23 protein-coding genes and 1 tRNA gene are annotated in these 24,115 nt (G+C 39.4%); 11 read left to right on the top strand and 13 right to left on the bottom strand.

Translation table 11 applies throughout. The features are described 5' to 3' along the window. Positions 1-39: 39 nt before the first annotated feature. Positions 40-1,191 (bottom strand): tyrosine-type recombinase/integrase, encoded by a 1,152-nt coding sequence (locus ACE1AT_RS11435; RefSeq protein ID WP_374868312.1) that lies wholly within the window; start codon positions 1,189-1,191, stop codon positions 40-42. 177 nt (positions 1,192-1,368) lie between these two features. Here ACE1AT_RS11435 and ACE1AT_RS11430 point away from each other — a divergent pair. Further along, positions 1,369-1,449 (top strand) — tRNA-OTHER (locus ACE1AT_RS11430). A gap of 388 nt (positions 1,450-1,837) precedes the next feature. Further along, positions 1,838-3,070: an RNA-guided endonuclease InsQ/TnpB family protein gene (locus ACE1AT_RS11425; RefSeq protein ID WP_374868310.1), complete on the top strand. Its 1,233-nt coding sequence runs from the start codon at positions 1,838-1,840 to the stop codon at positions 3,068-3,070. A 190-nt stretch (positions 3,071-3,260) separates the two neighbouring features. Here the strand turns inward: ACE1AT_RS11425 and ACE1AT_RS11420 are convergent, their stop codons facing one another. From ACE1AT_RS11420 to ACE1AT_RS11410, 3 genes are all read right to left on the bottom strand, one after another. Further along, positions 3,261-3,626, bottom strand: a complete 366-nt coding sequence (locus ACE1AT_RS11420) for a DUF1823 family protein (RefSeq protein ID WP_374868308.1) — start codon at positions 3,624-3,626, stop codon at positions 3,261-3,263. A gap of 317 nt (positions 3,627-3,943) precedes the next feature. Beyond that, complete coding sequence (locus ACE1AT_RS11415) at positions 3,944-4,696, bottom strand: DUF1995 family protein (protein WP_374868306.1); 753 nt, start codon at positions 4,694-4,696, stop codon at positions 3,944-3,946. A 50-nt stretch (positions 4,697-4,746) separates the two neighbouring features. After that, positions 4,747-5,958 carry a cysteine desulfurase family protein gene (locus tag ACE1AT_RS11410; RefSeq protein ID WP_374868304.1) on the bottom strand — a complete coding sequence of 404 codons (1,212 nt, stop codon included), beginning with the start codon at positions 5,956-5,958 and terminating at the stop codon, positions 4,747-4,749. 177 nt (positions 5,959-6,135) lie between these two features. On the opposite strand from ACE1AT_RS11410, the gene ACE1AT_RS11405 reads away from it, so the two are divergent. The 4 genes from ACE1AT_RS11405 (at position 6,136) to ACE1AT_RS11390 (ending at position 11,201) form a co-directional block, all read left to right on the top strand. Next, on the top strand, positions 6,136-7,545 hold the full coding sequence (locus ACE1AT_RS11405; RefSeq protein WP_374868302.1) for a phospholipase D-like domain-containing protein: 1,410 nt from the start codon (positions 6,136-6,138) through the stop codon (positions 7,543-7,545). Positions 7,546-8,526: 981 nt separating this feature from the next. Then, complete coding sequence (locus ACE1AT_RS11400; protein WP_374868300.1) at positions 8,527-9,216, top strand: NYN domain-containing protein; 690 nt, start codon at positions 8,527-8,529, stop codon at positions 9,214-9,216. Positions 9,217-9,332: 116 nt separating this feature from the next. Next, positions 9,333-10,043, top strand: coding sequence for a response regulator transcription factor (locus tag ACE1AT_RS11395; protein ID WP_374868298.1), 711 nt, complete (start codon positions 9,333-9,335; stop codon positions 10,041-10,043). A gap of 9 nt (positions 10,044-10,052) precedes the next feature. Next, positions 10,053-11,201, top strand: a complete 1,149-nt coding sequence (locus ACE1AT_RS11390; protein WP_374868296.1) for a sensor histidine kinase — start codon at positions 10,053-10,055, stop codon at positions 11,199-11,201. Positions 11,202-11,763: 562 nt separating this feature from the next. On the opposite strand, the gene ACE1AT_RS11385 is transcribed toward ACE1AT_RS11390, so the two are convergent. Beyond that, positions 11,764-13,227, bottom strand: a complete 1,464-nt coding sequence (locus tag ACE1AT_RS11385) for a PLP-dependent aminotransferase family protein (protein WP_374868294.1) — start codon at positions 13,225-13,227, stop codon at positions 11,764-11,766. 119 nt (positions 13,228-13,346) lie between these two features. Between ACE1AT_RS11385 and ACE1AT_RS11380 the strand changes: the two genes are divergently transcribed. Next, the gene (locus tag ACE1AT_RS11380) at positions 13,347-14,027 is read left to right on the top strand and encodes a pyridoxamine 5'-phosphate oxidase family protein (RefSeq protein ID WP_374868292.1); all 681 of its coding nucleotides are present in this window, start codon (positions 13,347-13,349) and stop codon (positions 14,025-14,027) included. Between the two features lie 131 nt (positions 14,028-14,158). On the opposite strand, the gene ACE1AT_RS11375 is transcribed toward ACE1AT_RS11380, so the two are convergent. Next, positions 14,159-14,302: a hypothetical protein gene (locus ACE1AT_RS11375; RefSeq protein WP_374868290.1), complete on the bottom strand. Its 144-nt coding sequence runs from the start codon at positions 14,300-14,302 to the stop codon at positions 14,159-14,161. A 178-nt stretch (positions 14,303-14,480) separates the two neighbouring features. On the opposite strand from ACE1AT_RS11375, the gene ACE1AT_RS11370 reads away from it, so the two are divergent. Then, complete coding sequence (locus ACE1AT_RS11370) at positions 14,481-14,966, top strand: gluconokinase (protein WP_374868288.1); 486 nt, start codon at positions 14,481-14,483, stop codon at positions 14,964-14,966. 135 nt (positions 14,967-15,101) lie between these two features. Here ACE1AT_RS11370 and ACE1AT_RS11365 read toward each other — a convergent pair whose 3' ends face one another. From ACE1AT_RS11365 to ACE1AT_RS11355, 3 genes are all read right to left on the bottom strand, one after another. Further along, positions 15,102-16,691 carry a glucose-6-phosphate isomerase gene (locus tag ACE1AT_RS11365; RefSeq protein ID WP_374868286.1) on the bottom strand — a complete coding sequence of 530 codons (1,590 nt, stop codon included), beginning with the start codon at positions 16,689-16,691 and terminating at the stop codon, positions 15,102-15,104. 104 nt (positions 16,692-16,795) lie between these two features. Continuing rightward, complete coding sequence (locus ACE1AT_RS11360; RefSeq protein ID WP_374868342.1) at positions 16,796-17,047, bottom strand: cytotoxic translational repressor of toxin-antitoxin stability system; 252 nt, start codon at positions 17,045-17,047, stop codon at positions 16,796-16,798. Positions 17,048-17,144: 97 nt separating this feature from the next. Then, on the bottom strand, positions 17,145-17,342 hold the full coding sequence (locus ACE1AT_RS11355) for a hypothetical protein (protein WP_096675056.1): 198 nt from the start codon (positions 17,340-17,342) through the stop codon (positions 17,145-17,147). 162 nt (positions 17,343-17,504) lie between these two features. Between ACE1AT_RS11355 and ACE1AT_RS11350 the strand changes: the two genes are divergently transcribed. Then, positions 17,505-18,626 (top strand): branched-chain amino acid ABC transporter permease, encoded by a 1,122-nt coding sequence (locus ACE1AT_RS11350; RefSeq protein WP_374868284.1) that lies wholly within the window; start codon positions 17,505-17,507, stop codon positions 18,624-18,626. After that, positions 18,616-19,395, top strand: a complete 780-nt coding sequence (locus ACE1AT_RS11345) for an ABC transporter ATP-binding protein (RefSeq protein ID WP_374868282.1) — start codon at positions 18,616-18,618, stop codon at positions 19,393-19,395. Before ACE1AT_RS11350 ends, ACE1AT_RS11345 begins: the two co-directional genes overlap by 11 nt. A 218-nt stretch (positions 19,396-19,613) precedes the next feature. Here ACE1AT_RS11345 and ACE1AT_RS11340 read toward each other — a convergent pair whose 3' ends face one another. From ACE1AT_RS11340 to ACE1AT_RS11330, 3 genes are all read right to left on the bottom strand, one after another. Further along, positions 19,614-20,927: a translation elongation factor gene (locus tag ACE1AT_RS11340; protein WP_374868280.1), complete on the bottom strand. Its 1,314-nt coding sequence runs from the start codon at positions 20,925-20,927 to the stop codon at positions 19,614-19,616. After that, on the bottom strand, positions 20,920-21,765 hold the full coding sequence (locus tag ACE1AT_RS11335; RefSeq protein WP_374868340.1) for a DNA adenine methylase: 846 nt from the start codon (positions 21,763-21,765) through the stop codon (positions 20,920-20,922). Before ACE1AT_RS11335 ends, ACE1AT_RS11340 begins: the two co-directional genes overlap by 8 nt. Before the next feature lie 234 nt (positions 21,766-21,999). Beyond that, the gene (locus ACE1AT_RS11330) at positions 22,000-22,563 is read right to left on the bottom strand and encodes a metalloregulator ArsR/SmtB family transcription factor (RefSeq protein ID WP_374868278.1); all 564 of its coding nucleotides are present in this window, start codon (positions 22,561-22,563) and stop codon (positions 22,000-22,002) included. A 177-nt stretch (positions 22,564-22,740) separates the two neighbouring features. Between ACE1AT_RS11330 and ACE1AT_RS11325 the strand changes: the two genes are divergently transcribed. Then, a complete protein-coding gene (locus ACE1AT_RS11325; protein WP_026722475.1) occupies positions 22,741-22,956 on the top strand; it encodes a hypothetical protein in 216 nt (71 codons plus the stop codon). A gap of 136 nt (positions 22,957-23,092) precedes the next feature. Here ACE1AT_RS11325 and ACE1AT_RS11320 read toward each other — a convergent pair whose 3' ends face one another. Continuing rightward, entirely contained in the window at positions 23,093-24,115 is a 1,023-nt protein-coding gene (locus ACE1AT_RS11320) for a glutathione S-transferase family protein (RefSeq protein ID WP_374868276.1), read from the bottom strand.

Genomic DNA, 24,115 nt, shown 5'->3' with positions numbered 1-24,115 from the left:
ACTCTCTAGGTCTATTTACTTAGTGAGTATTACTTCTGATTACTCTTTAATCACGTCTGGTAAGCTTATACGTTCAATATCTAGCTTAAGGTAATGTTCTTTGATGACCGTTTCGCTATTCCCTACTAACTCAGCAAGCTTGTGTATAGGGAAATCATTATTCGCATGATAGCTAATCATTGTGTGACGCAACTGGTAAGGAATACGGTATTTTATCCCTAACTTGGGTAAAAGATTCCGCCATATTTCATTTAATGCTTGTTGGCTTATTGGATTTCCTAGCTTATTTCTAAATACATACCCTGTTCTTTGAGGAATACTTTCTAGTAAATTTTTTATTTCTTCATTGATTGGGAATAATCGAGAATTAACGGTTTTAGTTCCTTGTCTTTTTAAGATTTTTCCGCTTGCGTTAACCTGTACTTCACATATTTTGATTTTTTTCTTTATCAAGTCTATGTTCTCCCATCGTAAAGCGATAGCTTCACTCGGTCTACAACCAGTCAACCAGCAAAAATAGATATATTTCCAGTATTGAGCATGACTGCCTTTAAATCGTGCGTGCGTTTCTTCCTTTAACGCTTCTATTATTTTGTAGACCTCAGCAACACTAAAAATATCAATTTCCTCATTCTCGGTATTATTACTTTTTTTGGCTGATTTAATGTTAATGCTGTTCAACAAGTCTCTATACTCAATTCCCCAATATCTAGGGATATTTCCTTGTTTTGAATTCCAATCAATAGCAGCAACTATCAATTTAAACCTGTCTTTACTGGTTTTAGCTGTTCTAATTGGAGAGTCAAACAACCAGTTGACTAGCTCTGTTTTTTGTTCCAATTTTTGAATAGGGCATGACTCAACCAGACTAGTCACAGTCTTTATCGTGGTCAATAAATACGTTTCCGTCCATGCATCAATATTTTTGTGAAATTTTACGTATTTATCCCACAGCACTCTAACGTCATCTTTTTCAACCAGTTTTATCCCCTCAAGTCTTTTATTCTGTAATGCCACTTGTTTCTCGTGTACTAGTTGCTTTAGTACATCTACCTCTATCGGCTTTTTGTTGATAATGCATTTTTCGATTTCTTCATCAACCATTAACGCTAAGTTGAGGGCTTGTATTTTATCGGAACCTAAGCCGATAGTTTTGCGATTAAACTTACTGCTTAATCGAAGTTGGTACATGTCACCTGACCGAGTACGCATGACCATAATGCTTAAGTGCTTAAAATCACTCTTGTTTGCTACCATATACTATCAACTGGTTGAATCTATAGCACAAATTATATAACGTTATTGGTTGAATTGTTGGTTGAATCATGCATAGCACTAAAAAGATAGCCACGCAAAAAGCTTGTCAGCAAAGATGTAGGGCTAATCAGCAAACAGCACTGGAAATGCTGTTTGGGGGCAACTTCAACGTGGGTTCGAATCCCACTCTCTCCGTTATTTAGTTGCAGTAATGAGTTGTATAAGTTCGTAGTAAGGACTTTAGTCCTTAAAAATTGAGCGATAAATCGCTCACTACGAACACCTCATAACTAATGGGACAGACCACTAGATAAATCTAGCCAACTAGCAATTTGATGGTGTTGCGAATCAGAATAGCGGCGCTGTTTAACTATATCGCCGTAAGTCCCCCACTGAATTCGGTACTCCGAATCAGTGGCGGAATTGCTCTGGTAGGCGACGACGATTGCATCTTTGTTTGAGTAATTATTCCCACAGAGAAGACAGGGAAAAGATGTATGAGGAGTCGCCAAATATTTGCGGGATAATGTTACTGGAATATGTATATAATAGTAATAGGTCGATAAATAGAGAAGTTGAGATGAGACGACAAGCAGTAAAAGTCAGGATATACCCCACGGATGAGCAAATTCAAGTGTTAGCTCAACACTTTGGATGTGCGCGTTGGTGGTGGAATTATGGGTTGAACAAATGCATCGAAACCTATAAAGCAACTGGCAAGGGCTTGTCTCAATCTGGGTTAAATTCTTTATTGCCGCCACTCAAAAAAGAAAAAGAGACTGAATGGTTAGGGGATTGTTATTCTCAGGTTTTGCAATCTGTAAGTCTCAATCTTAGCCGTGCATATCAAAACTTTTTTGAAGGTAGAGCGCAATACCCTAAATTCAAGTCAAGACATCATCGTCAGTCAATCCAGTACCCACAGAAGGTAAGACAAATCAACGATAGTCTGAAATTTCCTGGAACATTAGGCGTTGTAAAAGCTAAAATACATCGCTTACTTGACGGGACTATTAAGACTGTCACTGTCACTAAATGTCCATCTGGTAAGTACTATGCTTCTGTGTTGATGGAGCATGAAGGCGAATATCCAACGTCTAGTGCAGACGGTAAAGTTGTTGGAATTGACTTAGGTATTAAGGATTTTGCAATTACCTACGACGGCGAAAAGACTTCCAAATATCCAAACCCAAAACACTTAGCTAAGTATGAAAAGAAGTTAGCCAAAAAACAACGTATTGCAGCACGGAAAAACAAAAGTAGCAATCGTCGCAAAAAGGCTACAAAAATTGTAGCTAGGGTATACGAACAAGTTAGCAATGTCCGCCAAGACTACCTACACAAACTATCTAAAAAGATAGTTGATAACAACTTCGTTGTAGTAGTCGAAAACCTAAACGTCAAGGGCATGGTTCGCAACCACAAACTAGCAAAGGCTGTATCTGATACTGGATGGGGAACCTTCGTCAACTTTCTCAGCTACAAATTAGAACGTAGTGATGGGAAGTTGATAGAAATAAATCGATGGTTCCCCAGTTCCAAGCTTTGCTCTAATTGCCATTATCAAATATCTGAGCTGCCGCTAGATGTAAGAACTTGGACTTGCCCAAGTTGCGGTACTCATCACGATAGAGATGGTAATGCAGCGATGAATATTAGAGCCGAGGGTATCAGAATGCTGTCCTCCTCCGGGACGGGGGAGGCTAACGCCAATGGAGAGGATGTAAGACCAATTCGCGGACGCAAATCCAAGATGCGGCAATCTTCTGTGAAATTGGAAGCCCACACTGTACCGCCAGGTCAGTGTGGGTAGTTCACTTTACGCATTCCTAAAAGCATGAAAGATGAATTATCTGAAAAAGATAATCCACCGGAATATTGTAGAGAAGCTATTCGGGAAAAGCTGGATAGAGATAAAAATAAAACAAATGAATAAATTAGCACAAAACTAAAGGCGATCGCTTTTGCAGTCAAAAAACATAGCGTGCGATCGCCTTCTTGTACTAGCCTTTTTGTTCCATATAACTCAATAACCAATTAGCAGCGGTTGCTCTGCGAGTTTGTCGAGGGCCAAATTCCCCAATTTTATAACCCTTAAAACCCAACTTTTCTTTAACTATTTGTTTGTACTGTGTTGGAATAGAACGAGTTAACTTGACTGTTGCTGGACGACTCTCAATAAAATCGGGCGGTTGTGGATATTCATCTCGCCATTCGGGAGATACTTGTTGATTATCCCACTTTGCAGTCACTGGGTCGTAGCGATAACCCAAGCAGTGCCATACTAATTGATTAACCGCAGCGTCATCTATTTCTTCGTTGAGAATTGCCCAAATAGTATCTGTATTGAGTGGTGGCAAATTAGACATAAGCAATTCAAAATCCAAGCAGGACAAAGTTTCGGACTGTGTAATAAGTCCATTCTGTAGAGCATTATGTCTAACTTGTCAATGCATAAATCCCAATTTGCTCTTTGTGTCTTTGCGCCTTGGTGGTGAAAAAAGAATATTTGAAACACCCTACTCTACGAGAAGCCACTACCTGCGGAAGCCGCTTCGCATCTACGTGTCTACGGGTTCGCCACTTTGCCAAGTTCCCTCCGGGACGCTACGCGAACGTGACGGGAACCGCCAAGACGGCAAGTGGACTCACCAAGACACTAAGACACTAAGAAATTTGCATTATCCTAATTTCTCAGTGCTTTGATAAATCTTTGCAAACCTCTGAACACACTTGGTTTTTTTCCTGGTACTGCTGCGACAGAATCTCCTTGTGTTGTTGCTGTCGAGGCTTGTCCTTTAGCAAGAATTATATCTAAGTCGTCGCCGGAGGGTTTTTGTGGTAGCTCGGCGATTTTTTGGTATTCTCCGTTATTTTCTACCAAAATTTCCCACAATCCAGGGTAGCAACGGAACAACGCGACATCTTCGTACACAGGACGTAAGTAGTAACAAGATTCTATTGTGCTGAGAAAACGAATCCGGGTTTGCCTAGCAGCATAACCAATTCCTATCTTACCGGCATCTTCCAAAAAAGGATTTAACATTACTAAGGGGCGATCGCCTATAATCCCACAAATTTTTTCCAATTGCGGGACTTCTGGGGAACCAGGAGCGATAAACAGGAAAATTTCATCTTCTGGTTGAACTTTTGACTCAATAGAGGCAGCTCTACCAGTGCCAATGTCAGTAATTTGGAATGATACATCTGTCCAGTCGCGACGGGCAAGACCAACACTACCCGCATCAGCAAAAAAAACTTTGAGTTTGTCGTTGTATTGTGTAAAAGTGGGTAGAAATTGCTGTGCTACTTCCATCAGTTTCAATTCAGGAAACAACAACTCAACCTGTAGCCGAGTATAGCCATCTGCGATTGCTGCTTGGGTAGCTGTACGCGCTTGGGCGATCGCATCTTCTAAAGAGTTTGGTAGTTCAGCCATTTTAAAAAATTTTAGATTTGAGATTTTGCCATTAATTATTTCATTACCAATCACAAATGACTATTGTACAGACGCGTAGACGCTCGTAAGAGCGGCTTCTCGTAAGAGTATAATCGCGTCTGTGATAGTCGCTGCAAAACCTGCTTAAATACCATCGCCACCCAATCTACATCTGCTTCGATGGTGTCTCGTCCCAGCGTCATTCGTACACTGGCGAAAGCAGCTTTTTCTGAATAACCCATTGCTAACAAAATTGGGCTAGGGCTGAGTTTACCACTATTACAAGCAGCCCCTGCACTGACTCCAATTCCGGCGCGGTTTAATTCTCGTACTAAACTTCTACCACTAACTTTTTCACCATCGGCGTGTTCTAAACAAAAGCTGACGTGGTGGGGGAGACGATCAACTAAATCACCTGTGGGTATTAAACCGGGGACATCTGTTAACTGGGAAAATAAGCGATCGCGTAACTGCATCAATCTAGGTGTTTCTGTCGCCATTTCTTGGGCTGCTAATTCAGCAGCGACACCAAATCCAGCAATTACGGGTACTGCTTGTGTACCGGAACGCGATCGCTGTTCTTGTCCTCCACCACCCAATATGGGAACCAATTCTACACCCGGACGTACATACAACGCCCCTGCACCTTGGGGACCATAAATTTTATGACTAGAAATACTCAGTAAATCCACAGGCAAATTCTGCACATTCAGAGGTAAGCGCCCTGCTAGTTGAACTGCGTCTGTGTGGAATAATACACCAACACTACGGGCAATCTTTCCCAATTCGGCGATTGGTTGAACTGTACCAACTTCACTTTGTCCGTAAATTATTGATACTAATACAGTGTTGTCTTGCAATGCTGCTTTTAAGTCTAGAGGGTTAACTTTACCTTGATGATTTACACAGAGGCGAGTTACTTCCCAACCCGATTGTTCTAATAACCGCGCAGGTTCAGAAATAGCGGAATGTTCAACACTAGAGATAATTATATGCTGGGGTTGGCGATACAAACGGGCAACACCCATAATTGCCAGATTATCTGCTTCTGTACCACCAGAAGTAAAAATAATTGATTCCGCAGATGCATTTATAAGTCCAGCTACCTGCATTCTAGCCTGTTCTAATACAGTTGCTGCCCGTTGTCCCCACTCATGCAAGCTAGAGGGATTACCCCACTGTTGAGTGAGGACTGTTTGCATTGTTGCGATCGCTTCTTGGCGAGTAGGCGTAGTAGCACTGTAATCTAAATAAATTTGCATAGACTCTCCAGTCAATACACTGGGAAACGGGCTGTTTCTATTTTCAGCTAATATCGTAGGCTTCTTACAGAAGTCAAGGTGAAAAGTTCGTTGATAATTTCCCAACTGTGCGTTTAATAACCCTACAGTTGGGGAATTATAAATTTGTTCAGCTAAGTAAACTTTTATCAAACCACTGTGTCTTTTTTCTCTATCCAATGGCGTTTGTCTTCTATCTTTTCAGTAATACTAATCTTATCTGCTTGTAAACAAGTCCATTCTGACAGTAAGCGTTTAGAAGCACTACCACAAGATCCATTTGTACAAGTTTATTTCAACCATTCTCAGTCTTCTCAATATTTAGAACCTTATCGTCACCAAATTCATCAAGGAGATGATTTAGAAAAATTAATTGTTGAGACTATTTCTCAAGCAAAATCAACAATTGATGTAGCAGTCCAAGAATTACGTTTACCTAAGATAGCGCAAGCAGTTGTAGATAAACAAAAATCGGGGGTGAAAGTCAGAGTTATTGTAGAAAATCGTTATAGTCGTCCTTGGAGTAGTTTTACTGTTAACGAGGTGAAGAAATTAGAGAAAAGAGAACAGCAACGCTATCAAGATTTTCGGTTATTTGCAGATAGTAATAAAGATGGAAAACTGAGTGGAGAGGAAATCAAAAAAACAGATGCTTTGGTAATTTTAAATCAAGCAAAAATACCTTTAATTGATGATCAGTCTGATGGTTCTCAAGGTAGCAGTTTGATGCATCATAAATTTGTCGTTGTGGACAATCGTTTTGTGATCGTTACCTCCGCAAATTTTACCATGAGTGATATACATGGTGATTTTACTAATACTAATAGTTTGGGTAATGCTAATAACTTATTAAAAATTGACAGTCCTGAATTAGCAGATTTATTTACAAAAGAATTTAACTTGATGTGGGGTGATGGAGTCGCAGGTAAATTAGACAGTAAGTTTGGTTTACAAAAACTTCTACAAAATTATCACCAAATTATCTTAGGTGATAATCAAATCACAGTCAAATTTTCACCTAACTCTCCCACACAACCTTGGCTGCAAACCAGTAATGGCTTGATTGGAAACACCTTAAGTTCAGCTAGTCAATCTATAGATATGGCATTATTTGTCTTCTCGGAACAGCGTTTGGCAAATATACTTGAAATTCGCCACAACAACAATGTGAAAATTCGCGCTTTAATTGAGTCAGGATTTGCCTATCGTCCCTACAGCGAAGCATTAGATATGATGGGCGTAGCTCTGAGTGAAAAATGTCAAAATCAACTTGATAATCATCCTTGGAAAGATCCCATTACTTCCGTAGGTGTACCTGTTTTAGCAAAAGGTGATTTATTGCATCACAAATTTGCCATTATTGATCATAAGACAGTAATTACAGGTTCTCACAACTGGACAAGAGCAGCCAATAATGGGAATGATGAGACACTTTTAGTAATTAAAAATCCCATTGTTGCTGCTCATTACCAGCGAGAATTTGACAGACTTTATGCGAATTCTAGATTAGGTATTCCACCAAAAATTCAGCAGAAAATGAAAGCAAAATCAAAACAGTGTAATAGGTAATAGGTAATAGGCACTCTTGCAATAGGCAATAGTGGTAAAATCCTGCCTGAATCATCGGTACAAGCCTCTACACCCTTACACCCACCCTTACACCCATTTTCAAACTATCTATTTTCGATTTATCTTCAGAAATGGTTATAAAACTTCAAAATATATATCATTACAATAATTTATTTTTATTTTTATAACAATGTTAATTAAATAACAATATACCATCAATGAAATTGAGTATTATAGAAATTTAAAAAAGAATAGTTTTGATATTTCTGCTATTTTGAAAGTCAAAACTTACCTCAGTGCTGCCATAATTCTATTTTTATAGCAGTCCTATATTATTTGTGAAACATTCTTTTTAAGTAACGTAACATTATTTAAATAAGTTCGTAGTAAGGACTTTAGTCCTTTCTTGAGGACTAAAGTCCTTACTACAAACCTTTGATTATTTACGCTGTCTTACTTACACATTTACCTTCCTCTTCCCTGTTCCCTGTTAAGAGCCTCAACGAGTAAGTTCACAAGTCAAATCGGATTGCTCTAGTGCAAGATGATAGTTCCAACACTAATTTTGACAAATGCATATTATATTGTTGAAAAACTTTCTCTAAAAAGTTTGGAGTATAAGTAAGTTTTTAGATTGCTGTTGTCCAGGAAATGTAAAAATATAACAATATATTAATATTCATTTGTTGCATATTTAACTACAAGGCTTGACATTAATTTATTGTAATGTCAGCCATTTATTTTCATCAGATAGATAATGCTATGAAGCGAAGTTTCATAGCCTAGTTAAAATAGGATTATGTGCTGATGGCTGACTTGATTCTCTCCTCAAAGAGTACGCTGCTTTCAAAGAGAGCAGATATTGATGCGGAGTCTAAATATGAACAAATATGCTGTGCTGTCACAGTTAGAAATGAATAAAGTTTTTCTATTGACGAATTCCAAGGAAAAACTTTCCAGATTTAAAATCTAGAGGTATCAATGAATTTTACTTCTTTTAGCAAACAGACAAATCCATACACATTACTGAAACAAAGACCACAATGGCACGGAGAGAATATGATGGACACCAGTATTGAAACTGAAGATTTAACAATACCAGATTCTTCAGTAGATACAGGCATTTTCAGCCAAACAAATCGTGGTCGTGTGGCTATTTTTATTGATGGTTCCAGTCTATTTTATACGGCTTTACAACTGGGAATTGAAATCGACTATGCCAAATTACTTTATTGTTTAACACAAGGTGCAAAACTATTGCGTGCATTCTTCTACACAGGTGTCGATCGCAATAATGAAAAACAGCAAGGTTTTCTGTTATGGATGCGTCGCAATGGTTATCGTGTAGTTACCAAAGAATTAGTCCAATTTCCAGATGGTTCTAAAAAAGCCAATCTAGATGTAGAAATGGCGGTAGATATGATCAATTTAGTCCCCTATTACGATACTGCGGTGTTAGTGAGTGGGGATGGAGACTTAGCCTATGCTGTGAATGCGATCGCCTATAAAGGAGTACGAGTAGAAATTGTCAGCGTCCGCTCAATGACTAGTGATAGCTTAATCGATGTTGCTGACTGCTTCATTGATTTGGACACAATCAAACAACATATCCAAAAAGACCCTAATTCTGCTTATAACTACCGTCCCTTATCCAACACCAGCCTACAGTAGACAATTTCCTGATCAATTCATTCTCATCTATACTGGTATCTTGCCAGAGCAGTAGATATTTTGTGGAGTAAACTGCTCTTAATTTGTTATGTGCATTTTACTCGTCTCTAACTCAAATGGATATTTTAATCGTTGAGGATGAACCAGAAATTGCTCAGTTGATCCAACACTCTCTAGAAAAAGAAGGATTTGTCTGTCGTACTTGTCGCGATGGAAATACTGCTTTGCGGATGTTTCAAGAGCAAACACCAGACTTAATCATTCTAGATTTAATGATTCCTGGCTTGGATGGACTAGAAGTTTGTGCCAGAATTCGCCAAAAACCAGGGATAAAAGACCCATATATATTGATGCTGACAGCCAAAGGCGAGGAAATAGACCGAGTCATTGGCTTATCTACTGGCGCTGATGATTATATGGTTAAACCTTTTAGCCCTAGAGAGTTAGTTGCTAGAGTCCGCGCTCTTTTGCGGCGTAGTTTGCGGGGCGGGGGTCAACATCAAATTTATCGTACGCAACATTTTACAGTAGATGTAGAACAGCGTACTATCAGTCGCCAGATAGATTCTCAGCCATCAGAAATTTTGGAGTTGACAACTCTAGAATTTAATTTGTTGAGTACTTTTGTTAGCAGTCCTGGTCGAGTTTGGAACCGCACCCAGCTAATTGACAAGCTTTGGGGTGATAACTTTTATGGTGACGAACGGGTGGTAGATACTCATGTAGCGCGGTTGCGGAAAAAAATAGAACCAGATCCTGCTAACCCCACTTTTGTTAAAACTGTTGTAGGCGTAGGTTACAAATTTGAAGACCCTAATGTAGTGTGAAGTTTTAACATGATTAACAAGGGTTGGCGATCGACAAAGTCTTTACCTTTGGCAACTCGCTTATTTTTCTCCCACTTAGTAGTGATGATTGTAGGGGTACTAGCCCTTGTAATCATCAGCAAGCTTTCTTCTCCGCGTTTTTTTGTCCTACATTTAGAGCAATTAGAAAAACGAGGTTACAGATTATTTCATATCCGCACAGAATTAGTTGATGGATTTGAAGGCGCTTGGAGACGCAGTACTGTCTGGTCAGTAATTGTTGGTGGTACAGCAGCAGGAGGTTTGAGTTTCTGGGTTTCTAGGCGCATTATGCAAGGGTTGACTCAGATGGAAAAAGTCACTCAAGAGTTTGCTACAGGTAGACTGAATGCTCGACTACCGATGTCAGACATTCCAGAACTCAATAGATTGGGGACTAGTTTCAACCGTATGGCCGCAAGCTTAGAAGGAGTAGAAACGCGCCGACGGGAATTAATTGGAGATATGACTCACGAATTGCGGACACCTCTGACGGTAGTACGTGGTTACTTAGAGGAACTAGCTGATGGAAGTATAGAGCCTTCTCCAGAAATTTATCTACGGTTAGTGAGAGAAACTAAGCGCTTAGAGCGATTAGTCAATGATTTACAAGAACTTTCTAAAGCAGAAGCTGGTTATTTACCAATTCACATCAAACTTGTAAATATACGTTCCTTATTAGAGTCATTAGTAACTAGGTTTGCTGATCAATTGCTCGAAGATGGGCCGATTCTGCAACTGAAGTGTCCAGCCGAGCTACCTCTTGTCTTAGCAGATATTGATCGCACAGAACAGGTGTTAGTAAATTTAGTTGGTAATGCAGTACGCTACACAAATCAAGGCACAATTACTATCCAAGCTTGGATTGATGACTCAAAACTCTGGATAGCAGTGATTGACACAGGTATGGGTATATCACCAGAAGATTTACCCCATATATTTGAACGCTTTTGGCGAGCGGACAAATCTCGCGATCGCCACTCCGGTGGTACTGGTATCGGTTTAACCATCTCCCGCCGCTTAGTAGAACTACAAGGCGGCTACATGGAAGTAGAAAGTGAACTTGGAGTTGGAAGCATCTTTCGTTTCTGCCTACTTTTATCCGGGGATCGGGGATTGGGGATTGGCGATCGGGGATAAGGGAGATAAGGGAGATAAGGGAAAGGGGACAAAACAATTCAAAATTCAATATTTTGGTTGCGTTGACTGCGTTGGCTGAGGCTAAATTTTAAATATTCACGTATCTAAGTTCAATACGCTTCGGTTAAAGGGTAAAGGTTTTTTTATCCTTTAAAATTTTGCGAAGCTGCACCTTAGCTAATATTAATTAAATACAAGAAATTGACACAAAACAGTCATAACTAGTTCATATCAAATTGATAGTTTATAAATAATTAAAGATTATTTCATTATAAAAGGGAAAACATGTAGGTTTTATGAAGCTATAGCAAAGCCTTATCTACATCTACAATTATTTTTAACTAGAATTAATTGGTTGATAAGTGCCTTAAGAATATGGATTTGAGAAAATTTTATATTTGAAAATTAAAGTCGAAGTCTTGTCATACAAAATATTCATGTTGATTAAATATGCATATTATTTTTCTAGCTGTATTTCTCGTGAGTTTACTAACTTTATCTGGTTGGGCTGCGATCGCCTACCTTTTTCCGAACAACCATTCTCATGATTAATAGAAATGAACTATGCAACAATCACTTTAGCTAATCTGCAAATTCCTTCTTGGATTTGTTGCTGTGTCAATTCCGAGTAACCAAAAATAAATTCGCCTGTGCTATTCCCTTTGAGATATTGGGATTGAGCAGACATCATCCCCACACCCAAGGACGCAGCACCTTCAATAATCTCCTCATCCGTAAGTTGCGTCTGTAGTTTCACCATTAAATGCAGCCCAGCCTTCTCGCCTAAAATTGTAACTCGTTCTCCAAAGCGATCGCTTAAGGCTTGTACTAAAACTTGACGACACTGATCATAGTGTTTACGCATTTTTCTAATATGTCTTTCTAAATGTCCTTCTTTAATAAAATCAGTTAAAACATACTGCTCTAACAATGGTAAATGTCTATCACTCAACCACTTAGCACGGGCAAATATTGATACTAAACTTTTGGGTAAGACCAAGTAACCAATCCGCAGTGAAGGAAACAGTACCTTGGAAAAAGTACCTACATACAGCACACAGTCGCTTTTATCCAAGCCTTGTAGAGCTGGAATCGGTCTGTCACCATAGCGATATTCACTGTCATAATCATCCTCAATAATCATTGCTCCATGAGAATGCGCCCAAGCTAGTAACTCTAGTCGCCGAGACAGAGACAATATTGCTCCTGTGGGAAACTGGTGAGAAGGAGTGACGTAAATAAGCTTAATGTGTTCATCCCTATAGCTCCCTAACTTCCTAACTATCAAACCTGACTCATCCACAGGTACTGGTAGAAGCTTTGCACCTTGGGTTAAAAAGATACGACGTGCGCTCAAATAACCAGGATCTTCCAAAGCAACAGCATCACCAAGATTGATTAACAAGCGCATCACCAAATATAATGCTTGCTGAGTGCCATTAGTAATCATCACCTGCTCAGATTCGCATTGGACTGCACGTGACTGGGACAAATAACGAGCGATCGCTTCCCTTAGCGGTTGATATCCCAACGCGTCTGTCGCATAATCTAACCAATGACAATCACGGCGACAGTGACGAGACAGTAATTTTCGCCACAACTGCATCGGAAATAATTCAAAAGCAGGCCGTCCATAGCGGAAGTTAATCGGGGCTTCGGATTCTGTATTTATCGACACATCATTTTCGCTCAAACTGGCGGCATACTGAGACAGCGAGCTTTGACCAGAAGCAGACTTTTGCACTGACTCAATCGGGGCAGAATGCAACAGATCCTCCGGGAGTTGGGCGCAGACATATGTGCCAGAACCAACAATAGTTCTGATATAGCCTTCACTGAAGAGTTGCTCATAGCAAGTAGTAACAGTAGTACGAGAAATACCCAATGATTTGGAGAGCTTTCGCGTCGATGGAATGCGCTGATTGGGTAGCAGGCGTCCGTTGAGAATTGCTTTACGTATTTCCTCGTATAACTGTTGATGTAATGGCACATTCATACTACTGTCGAGTGCGATCGCTAAATCCATACTCTTAAATTTCGTGTAATATCCAAGTGGACTGATATTACAACACAAAAGTGGCTCTTGTAGTAGACCACTTGCACAATTAAGCTGACAATATACCCTATTGAAACAAGTTTTTGATCATGAGTAATAGCAGTGAAAACGTTTTGCCTGTGACGCAACGCACTAAAATCAGGCGCGTTCCCCAACGTGGACATTACGAACGTCAAGTTATCTATGACATTTTAGATGAAGGTTTGGTGTGTCATGTTGGTTTTGCTGTGGATGGTCAACCATTTGTGATTCCTACAGCTTATGGCAGAGTAGGAGACAAACTTTACATTCATGGTTCTCCTGCAAGTAGGATGTTGCGATCGCTCCAAAATGTCATCGAAGTCTGCGTTACTGTCACCCTACTTGATGGATTAGTGCTGGCGCGATCTGCTTTTCACCACTCGATGAACTATAGATCAGTAGTAATATTTGGCACAGCAGCAATTGTAGAAAGTCCTGAAGAAAAGCTAGTAGCACTACACGCTTTTACTGAACATGTCATATCGGGACGATGGGTAGAGGTGCGCCCGCCCAGTCGCCCGGAACTACAAGGAACTTTAGTATTATCTCTGCCACTGGATGAAGCATCAGCAAAGGTACGAACAGGGCCGCCACTTGATGACGAAGCAGATTACAATTTGCCTGTATGGGCTGGTGTGTTGCCATTGGAACAAAAAGCAGCAGCACCAATTCCAGATTCTCGTTTGCAGTCGGGTATTACTCTACCTGATTATGTGCAGAACTATACTCGTACATATGTAAGTAAATAACAAAAGGTTTGTAGTAAGGACTTTAGTCCTTTCTTGAGGACTAAAGTCCTTACTACGAACTTATTTCTTGCAGTAGGCTAATATCTCCTCTTTGCTCAACCGACTGACAAACTCGTTTCCAGAGTTCCAAATCATTTTGATAAATGCTTAAGGCAGCGATCGCATTCTTGGCGTCTACGTTGACGCAAGATAGCGATCGCTTCTTCAGTGGTAGGATTTTCTTGTATTTGAGACAGGAGAGAGAGAATTTCTTCTTTCTTTTGTGATTTAGGCATGTACCAAGAAATAGGGGTAGGGGTGTAGGGGGATAAGGGTATAGGGGGGTAGAGCGAATTAAGAACCAAATAATAATACTTACAAATCAACTACCTCCCCTACACCCCACACCCTTATACCCTCACCCTCGTTTTTAATAGTATAAGTACATTTGTACCAAAAGAAAACAAATCATAAATGATTATTCTCGTTATGGGTGTTTCCGGTTCCGGTAAAAGCACCATCGGTAAACTATTGGCAGATTCTTTGGACTGGAAATTTAGCGATGCTGATAATTTCCATTCGCCTCAAAATATCGATAAAATGCAGCGTGGTATACCTCTAGATGATGGCGATCGCTTACCTTGGCTGCAAGATATCCAAGCAGCAATTAAAAAATGGTTAGAAGAAAATCAGAATGTAGTACTGGCGTGTTCTGCACTCAAAACTAGCTACCGCCAGTATTTTTTCATTGGTGATCAGCGCATTAAGTTAGTCTACTTGCATGGTTCATTTGCATTGATCAACAAACGCCTGCAAGAGCGACACAATCATTTTATGTCGGAAAAATTGCTAAAAAGTCAGTTTGATACTCTTGAGGAACCGACAGATGCTCTATATGTAGATATTTCACTATCGCCAGAGGAGATTGTGCAAAATATTCGGGAGAGTTTGCAAATTTAATGGGGAGTGGGGATTGGGGATCGGGGAAGGGAGACAAGGGGGACAAGGGAAGGGAGAATTATTTAACAAGTCTTTTCCCGATCCCCGATCCCTGATCCCTGATCCCCGCTCCCCGATCCCCAATCCCCTATAAATCTATCCGCCGATGGAAAACTTCAAACTGTCGGGTTGGCCAAGATTACCTTCTAACACCACACCACGGTTATTGGCGTGGAGATGTCGCAAAATCATGTAAATTGACTCTATTTTGTCTGTAGCACCTACTTTTTGGCTTATTTGCTCCAAACTTAAAGGTGTTTTTTCCTGTTGCAAAACTGCTACTACTTTTTTTTGCAATTCTAGAATTTCAGCAGCAGCTTTTTTACCAGCTTCTACCCCTGGTTGATGGTAGGCGTTAATGTTGATCAAGCTGGCATATAAACCAACTGCACGCTCATATAAAGCAATCAAGGCCCCAACAGTACGAGAATTAACTTGGGGGATGGTGACTGTAACTGAATCACGGTGTTTTTCATACAGTGCTTCTCTGGTTCCTTGCAAAAAACCAGAAAGGTAATCGCCTGATGTGATTCCTGGTTCGATTTCTGGAGATGGATTTTGACGATCTTCTAAAACTTCAATGAGGGTAGCAAAGAAATTTGGTACACCTTCGCGCAACTGCTGGACGTATGCGTGTTGATCAGTGGAACCTTTATTACCGTAGACTGCAATACCCTGATGAACAATATTGCCTGTCTTATCTTTTTCCTTACCCAGGGATTCCATCACCAGCTGTTGCAAATAGCGGCTAAACAAAAGTAGGCTGTCTTTATAAGGTAGGACAACCATGTCTTTTTCGCCCTTGCCGTTGCCAGCATAATACCAAGACAGTGCTAATAGTGCGGCTGGGTTATTTTTGAGATCCGGAACGCGGGTAGCGTCATCCATTTCTTTCGCACCTTCGAGCATGGCGCGGATATCAATTCCCTGCAACGCACCTGGTAATAAACCCACAGCAGATAATTCCGAAGTGCGTCCACCTACCCAATCAAACATGGGAAATCTCGCTAACCAGCCTTCAGATTTTGCTTGTTCATCCAGCTTACTACCGGGCATGGTAATGGCGATCGCATAATTAGCAAAATCCAAATTGTGTCCAGCGTAGGCTTTTTTGACTTCCGTCATGCCATTACGAGGTTCCGGTGTGCCTCCAGATTTGGAAATCACCAAAACCAAAGTGCTGGTGAGGCGGTTTCGCACCTGAGTTAAAACCCGATCAATACCTGCGGGATCGGAGTTGTCAATAAAGTGGATCGCCAGTGGTGGAAAGTCTGAAGCTAAAGCTTCAGCAACGAACTGCGGTCCAAGGGCAGAACCACCAATACCAATCGAAATAATATCAGTGAAACGGGGTGCTTTTGGAGGATGAATTGCACCTGTGTGGACTTTTTCGGCGAATACATCAATTTGCTCTATGGTGCTGACGATTTCTTGTGTCAGTTCCGGAGTAGGAGCCAAATCAGGATTTCGCAACCAGTAATGTCCAACCATGCGGTTTTCGTCAGGGTTGGCGATCGCTCCTTTCTCAAGTTCCGCCATATCCGCAAAAGCCTTCTCAAACTTTGGCTGCAACCTCTCCACAAAGGCGTCATCAAACCGCATCCGGCTTACATCTAGGAAAAACCCCAGTCCTTCATGGAAATATAGCCATTTCTGGTATCGTTGCCAAAGTGCCGTAGCGTCCATAAGGAAATCTCAAGTAAAGTGATTTTCAAAAACAAGTTTAAGCTAAGGATAGAGCCAAGCTTTGTCCCTCTTATACAGTTTTAAGTCTTCACGTGGCCTCAGCACTATACATCCGGCATTGGTATGACTCGCAGAAATTTCACAATTTCACCTCTTATTTCTATGCCAACTAAGTAATTACCCAGACTTAAGCGGTAAAAAATACCCTCTTTATCGACCTGCCGCAAATCTGGCAAGTCATGCAGTTGTTTTTTATCTGCAAACTCAATCAAAGCAAAATCATATACCAGTTGGTAGGCAGCAGGTTCTAAATTTTTGAGGTCTACTAAAAAAGACCGTGCATAGCGTACTTCCATTTTGGGCATTGGGCATTGGGCATTGGGCATGGGACATTGGGCATGGGACATTGGTGACAAGTAGCCACAGCCACCACCAACTACCAACAAGTAACAATTATGAAAAAGTTAATAGTTGTACAGCTTCTTCATGGGTTAAGGTGTCCCAAGGTTGCTGCGATCGCTTGACATCTTGTATAGCTTTGTGCATATAAAAATCACAATGTAAGTTGTAGACAGCGTTCCAAACTTTTTCTAATTCTTCGTCGGCTAGCTGTTCAATTAAATGATGAATTCTGATTCGCAGCAAGTTCATAATATCTTCTACCCGGAACAATCAAGATATAGTGTTCCCATAAGGGACTTCCAAATCAATTTCAGGGAAGGGAGACTTGTCAGTTATCAGTTATCAGTTATCAAATTAAACTGTTAACTGATTCATGACAAATGACAAATGACGAATGACAAATAACAAAATATGGCTGAATATCTGATTTTTTTAGCAATTTCTACTTCTATTTTTGCTTTGTTCGGTCTCGGACTTAATTTACAGTGGGGTTTTACAGGCTTAATTAACTTTGGTCATGTGGCATTTATGACGCTGGGAGCCTATACGACTGTATTATTAAGCCTTAAGGGTGTCCCTATACTGCTAGCGGCTGTAATTGGAAGTGCTGTTGCGGCTTTGTTGGGTTTGTTAATCGGTTTTTCGACTCTGCGTTTGCGAGAAGATTATTTGGCGATCGTCACTATTGGTGTGGGCGAACTAGTTCGTCTGATACTCAATAACCAAGATTTACCTGTAGGTGACGCTTGGATTTCTGGTGCGTTTGGTGTACAAAGTTATCCAATCCCGTTTGTAAATTTACAACCAAATTTGTTTGTCAAACTGGTGATGATTGGTGTGTTGACTTTGGTTGCTGGGGTAACTTTCTATTGGTTGTGGCGTTGGACTCGTCCGACAGATACAGCGAAACGGACAGGTAACAAACAAGAATATATATCACGTCTAGTAGTAGCAAGTTTACTGGGATTGTTGTCAGCAGCAATTTATATTTCGGGGGTGATTGGCTTATACAATTACAACCCAAAAGCAGGTTTGATGCTGTTGTCGCTGATGACACTTGCTTTTGTTTTCTGGCGTTTGGAAGTTTTGGTACGATCGCCTTGGGGTCGAGTCCTCAAAGCTATCCGTGAAGATGAAGAAGTTCCCAAAGCTTTAGGCAAAAACGTTTTTTGGTACAAGTTACAATCTTTGATGTTAGGTGGTGCGATCGCTGGTGTTGCTGGGGCTTTCTTTGCTTGGCAACTCAGTGCTATTTATACTGATAATTTCCAACCACAGCTAACTTTTGATGCTTGGATTATGGTGATTCTAGGAGGTTCTGGTAATAATATTGGTACAATTTTAGGGGCAGTAATTTACTTTGCTTACGACACTCTGACTCGTGAATACCTACCCCGGATTTTTACTAACCTTACCTCCGATCAATTGGGCGCATTTCGCATCATGATCATAGGACTAATTTTGATGGTGCTGATGATTTGGCGTCCTCAAGGTATTTTAGGTAAAAAGGAGGAACTTACCCTTGGTAAATAATAATTCTTCCCAGGTTCCCTTATTAGCTGCTAGTGGACTGTGCAAAAGCTTTGGCGGTATTAGAGCTGTCGATAATGCTGAAATTCAAGTTGCAACAGGTAGTATTACAGGTTTAATCGGCCCCAATGGTGCTGGTAAGACAACTTTATTTAACTTACTTTCTAACTTCATCCGTCCCGATCAAGGAAAAGTCGTTTTTGATGGTGAACCGATTCAGAACTTACCATCCTATCAAATTGCTCAACAGGGTTTAGTACGGACATTTCAGGTAGCGCGCGCCCTCTCTAAGTTGTCGGTGTTGGAAAATATGCTACTAGCAGCGCAAAAGCAAACTGGCGAAAATTTTTGGCAGTTGCAATTTCAACCCCATATAGTAACTAAAGAAGAAAAGCAGCTCGAACAACAGGCGCTAGCCATATTAGAATCAGTGGGTTTAGCCCATAAAGCCGATGATTACGCTGGTGGGTTATCTGGTGGACAACGCAAGTTGTTGGAAATGGGACGAGCGTTGATGACTAATCCCAAGTTAATTTTGTTAGATGAACCAGCAGCAGGCGTGAATCCGAGACTAATTGATGAAATTTGCGATCGCATCGTCAAATGGAATCAACAAGGTATGACTTTTTTGATTATTGAACACAATATGGATGTGATCATGTCGTTGTGCGATCGTGTCTGGGTACTCGCGGAAGGTAGAAATTTGGCTGACGGTGTTCCCGCAGAAATTCAGCACGACGCCAAAGTTTTAGAAGCCTATTTGGGGAAATAATTGAAGGGTGAAGGGTGAAGGGTGAAGGGTGAAGGGAAAAGAATTTTGTTAAAACTATTACCAACTAACAACTGACCATCACCCTTTCTTGGTTGCGTAGACGCTACGCGCTTGGTGGGAAAAGAAAAATCAAGCGAAACGTTCCTGTAATAAATCACACAAAGAGGACATGAGAATTTATTCCCAAATCCCAAATCCCTGTTAAGAGTTCCCTATTTTCAAGACAGCATATTTACAATCCATCCTATCCATCCACGGACTGTGCTTGACCGCCTTTGAATAGTTGTAATATTTATGTTTAAACTACAGGACTGCATAATTTGACGGATTTCACTAATATCTGGGATGAAACCATTTGCAACAGTAAATTCAAAAGTTTGATAAAAAACCTGATGTTGCAAAATTTTTTCAATCAAAGACAGGATTTTGATTTTGTATCTTTTTTTTAGCAAATGGTTTCCTTCATCGCTTAAACGAAATGTTATTTCTCTAGTATTTGAGTCTACATACTTATCCATTAAGCCAAGATATCTAGCAGCATCAGTATAATAACTAGTTTGTCTTTCATCGAATTGATAATTTGCTGTGATTTCCTCTTTCGTTAATTCTTTATCTAGTAAAAGTGTAAGTAAATCAATAATTCTTTCAAATTTATTCGCTTGTGGAAATGGAACATTTGGTTCAGCAACTATAGTAATAAATTTAAAAATTTCAGATACATCTTCATGTGTTATTATTTCAGGAGCTATTACATAGTTTCTTTGTTCTACCAATCTTATTGAATTGTAATTTAAAATATCATCGAATTTATATATAAAAAAGCTAAATATATTGCTGGAGTTAGAATAAGTCATTAAAATTGGAATTACTTTCTTGTTTGGAATTTTACTAGACCAAAGCCTATATGGATAATATAGTTGTCTAACTAAAAAATCATCTACATCATATAATTTAGCTTCTAATAATAAAAAGTACTGCTCACTTTCAAAACCTGCATCTATTTCACATTGAGCATTATTAACTTCAATATTATATTGAGTATCATCTACTATTTTATTTATATGAAATTTAAATGTACCCGTAGACATTCGTCCATAAACTGTGTGATATGATTCTTCACCACCAATCAAATCATTTATGATACCTGTATTAAAAGCACAACTTAATGCTGAATTTTCTGAATATAAATTTGTATAGTCTATACTTTCTATTCCTTTTGGAAATTCTACAGGGATTGCTTCTAAAATATCAGAGTATGTAACATTTAAATAAGCATCAAATTTGCCAATAATATATTTATTTCTAGAGATAGATAATATGGAAAGTTTGTGGTCTTTAAAAATTTCAGGTAAATTAGCATAATGGTCAAATTTTGCCATTAATCTACTTTCTCTGAATTCATTAATACTTGCAGAGTCTATTTCAAAAAACCCGGAATTAGATAGATTTTCGAGAATATGATATTTTTCAAATAACTTCTCCCAGGCAACATCATTTTTAGATTGTTGTCTTTGGCTCGATGAGTCAGTCATAGTTTTTTACTAAAATTTCGTCTACTTTACCTCTTTTTTTCGCATTAGAATTGATAGCTCTAATTGCTGATATTTTTGTCTGTTTATAATCTTTATACAAGTCTTTTATGAAGTTTGTATAAGCATTGCTCAATAGAACTTTACAACCTCTCTCGTCTAAATTATCAAATGTGTCTTTTAACCTAATTTGTTCATCTTTATTAAACCCATTTACATCATAGCCAGTAAAAGAAGCAGTATCCGAAACTGGATCATAAGGAGGATCAAGATAAACAAAATCTCCTCTTTTAGCTTCTTTCAGAGCATCTTGAAAATCTAAATTTAATATTGTAATTTGATTATCATTCAAATATTTACTTACAGCTTTTAAAACAGCTACGTCTAAAATATTTGGATTTTTGTATTTACCGAAAGGCACATTAAACTGTCCTTGAGAATTAACTCTAAATAAGCCATTGTAACAAGTTTTGTTCAGAAAAATAATTCTTGATGCTCGTTGTACTGGTGTTTTCTCTTGAAAACTTTCTTCCCTATCCCAATCTCTAATAGCATAATAGTACTCTTCATTATTTTTATGAAATGTTAAATTATCAATTAGTTCATCAACTGAGTCTCTAATAACTTTATAACAATTGATTAATTCAGCATTACTATCATTAATTACAGCCTTTTTAGGTTGCAAAGTAAATAGGAGCGCTCCTCCACCAATAAATGGTTCATAGTAGGTTTTGTAATTATAATTTTTAGGTAGATAATTCTCTATAATTAATGGAACAAGTTGTCTTTTCCCTCCTGCCCACTTCAGAAACGGTTTTACTAGCTTATTTCCTGAAACCATTTTTTGACCTAAAAAATCATTAAGCAACAACACGCTTAGTACTATTGTACTATGAAAATAGTTACCTCGCTCATAAATATTACCTTTAACAGCGAGAAGGCTCACACCTACCCGATAGGGAGGTGTGAGATGAATTGCGAGACAGCTATTCTATATATCCTTCGACTGTAGTGCTTTAACAGTTCTCTCCTTTTCCTCGTTCCCTTTTAAAGTTTCGTCAACAATTTCTCTCTACTAATCTATATAACGCCAATAAATCCCGTCTTTTTGCTGGATTAAATGATAACTAATCAACTCCCGTCTGAGATTAGCAAAATCAGGATGGTAACGCTTAAGAATTTCATCAATAGCACTTTCTGAATATTGAACACCGACTTCAAATTTATTCGCTAACCACTTCAGAATTACCAAGCGTTTTTTACGACTAGAGGGAATTTCTTTGAGGCGTTCTCCCTCTATGTAAGTTTGAATTACTTTTATTTCCCATGCTTCTGTATCTACATCTTCAACCCAAGAAGCTATCTTCCCTGGTGTCAAAATTTCTTTGCTGACACTCTCTAAAGTCATACTTTCCAATTGATACAGGTGGGTATTACCTTCAGGGCGCATAGTAACTAAATTTACTTCTTTTAATTTCGCCAAATGATGAGATACCGTTGGTTCCTTGAGTTGCAATAATACAGCTAGCTCTTCAACACTACATTCTTGGTTAGCTAGAAAACTCAAAATCTTTAACCGACTTTCGTCCGCTAAAGCTTTGAAAAAACGTAGCACGATTTGAAATTGTTCTGTTTTCATAATCTGTTATAATCTAATTAGACGTAAATCTAATTAGCTGTTCGTCAAACTAACTCAGTTGTACAATATCCCTCCAACGCAACCGAAATGCTGCGTAGATGGACTGTGTCTTTATGTGATTTTGTAACGTTTTTGTAAGAAAAGTTAACTTTCTTAAGTAGTTTTTTATATTTCGCTATGTTTAGCCGCTTATCTCATCGCAAAAGAAACAGACTAGGTTTTCCGAAGCGAGGTATTTCTCTTGTTCAAGCAGCCAAGTTTTTAAATGTAGACCAAGCCAACCTTTATATGGCCCTACAAAGAGGAGAAATTCCAATGCGGAGAACAAACGGAAGGACTACAGTCAGTGCAGGAGCTTTATTAGATTATCAAGCAAGAAAAAGACGAAATTGATTAGTATTTCCTAACGCACAAATAAGGAAATATTTTGGGATTGGGGATTGGGGACTTGTCAGTTATCAGTTATCAGTTATCAAATTAAACTGTTAACTGATTCATGCCCAATGACAAATGACAAATGACAAATAACTTATTGCCGATTATGTGGTTTCAAGAGATTGTTGACATCGGGTCCACAGGGGATGATACCGCCGGGGTTAAGTGGAAAGAGGTTTCCATAGTAGTCTCGCTTGACGCTATCTAGATCACAGGTGTCAGAAACTCCTGGTAGCTGATATAAATCACGTAGATAAGGACCTAAATTTTCGTAGTCTTGAATTCTGTGGCGATCGCACTTAAACAATCCGTAGTAGACTACATCGAAACGGAATAAGGTAGTAAATAAACGTACATCTGCTAGTGTTACCTGATCTCCACACAGGTAGCGACTCTTTGCTAAAACAGTGTCTATTTCGTCAAGAGTAGTAAACAATTCGTTACAAGCTTTGTCATAGGCTTGTTGACTTTGGGCAAAACCGCAGCGATAAACACCGTTGTTTACCGCATGGTAAATTTTCTCATTCCAACGGTCAATTTGCTCACGCAGTTCTTCTGGATAAAGATCAAGTCCGGGATTTGTCGCAAACTCGTTAAATTGAGAATTCAACATGACGATAATCTCTGCACTTTCGTTATTAACTATCGTCTTGGTTTGCGTATCCCAGAGTACGGGAACAGTACAACGTCCTTGATAACCAGGTACAGCTAAATTGTAGAGTTCGGGAAGGGTACGACAACCTTCTTCTTCTTGGTTAAGAACCCAGATACCTTCGTTTGGTGAAGGAGACACAATCGAAACTAGTATGGCATTTTCCAGACCTTTGAGCGATCGCACAACTAAAGTTCGATGCGCCCAAGGACACCCTAAACCTACATAAAGGCGATAACGTCCTGCTTGGGGTTGATAAGGATTGTCTGCTTCTGTACTAATAGAGTTGCGGAATTGACTAGCTGGACGGATATATTCTCCTGATTGGCTACGAGGGGCCAGATTTGACATCATCAGATGCCACATGGTCGTCCAGACAAATTTTCCCAGCCTGATTATCATACCAGAAGGCAGTGACTTACCTTTCTTCTTGATGTTGTCGTTGTTTGGCTTCTTGTCCTGCAC

The organism is Pelatocladus sp. BLCC-F211 (assembly GCF_041928655.1).
Classification (GTDB): Bacteria; Cyanobacteriota; Cyanobacteriia; order Cyanobacteriales; family Nostocaceae; genus Pelatocladus.
This window is presented reverse-complemented; position numbering and strand designations above follow the sequence as displayed.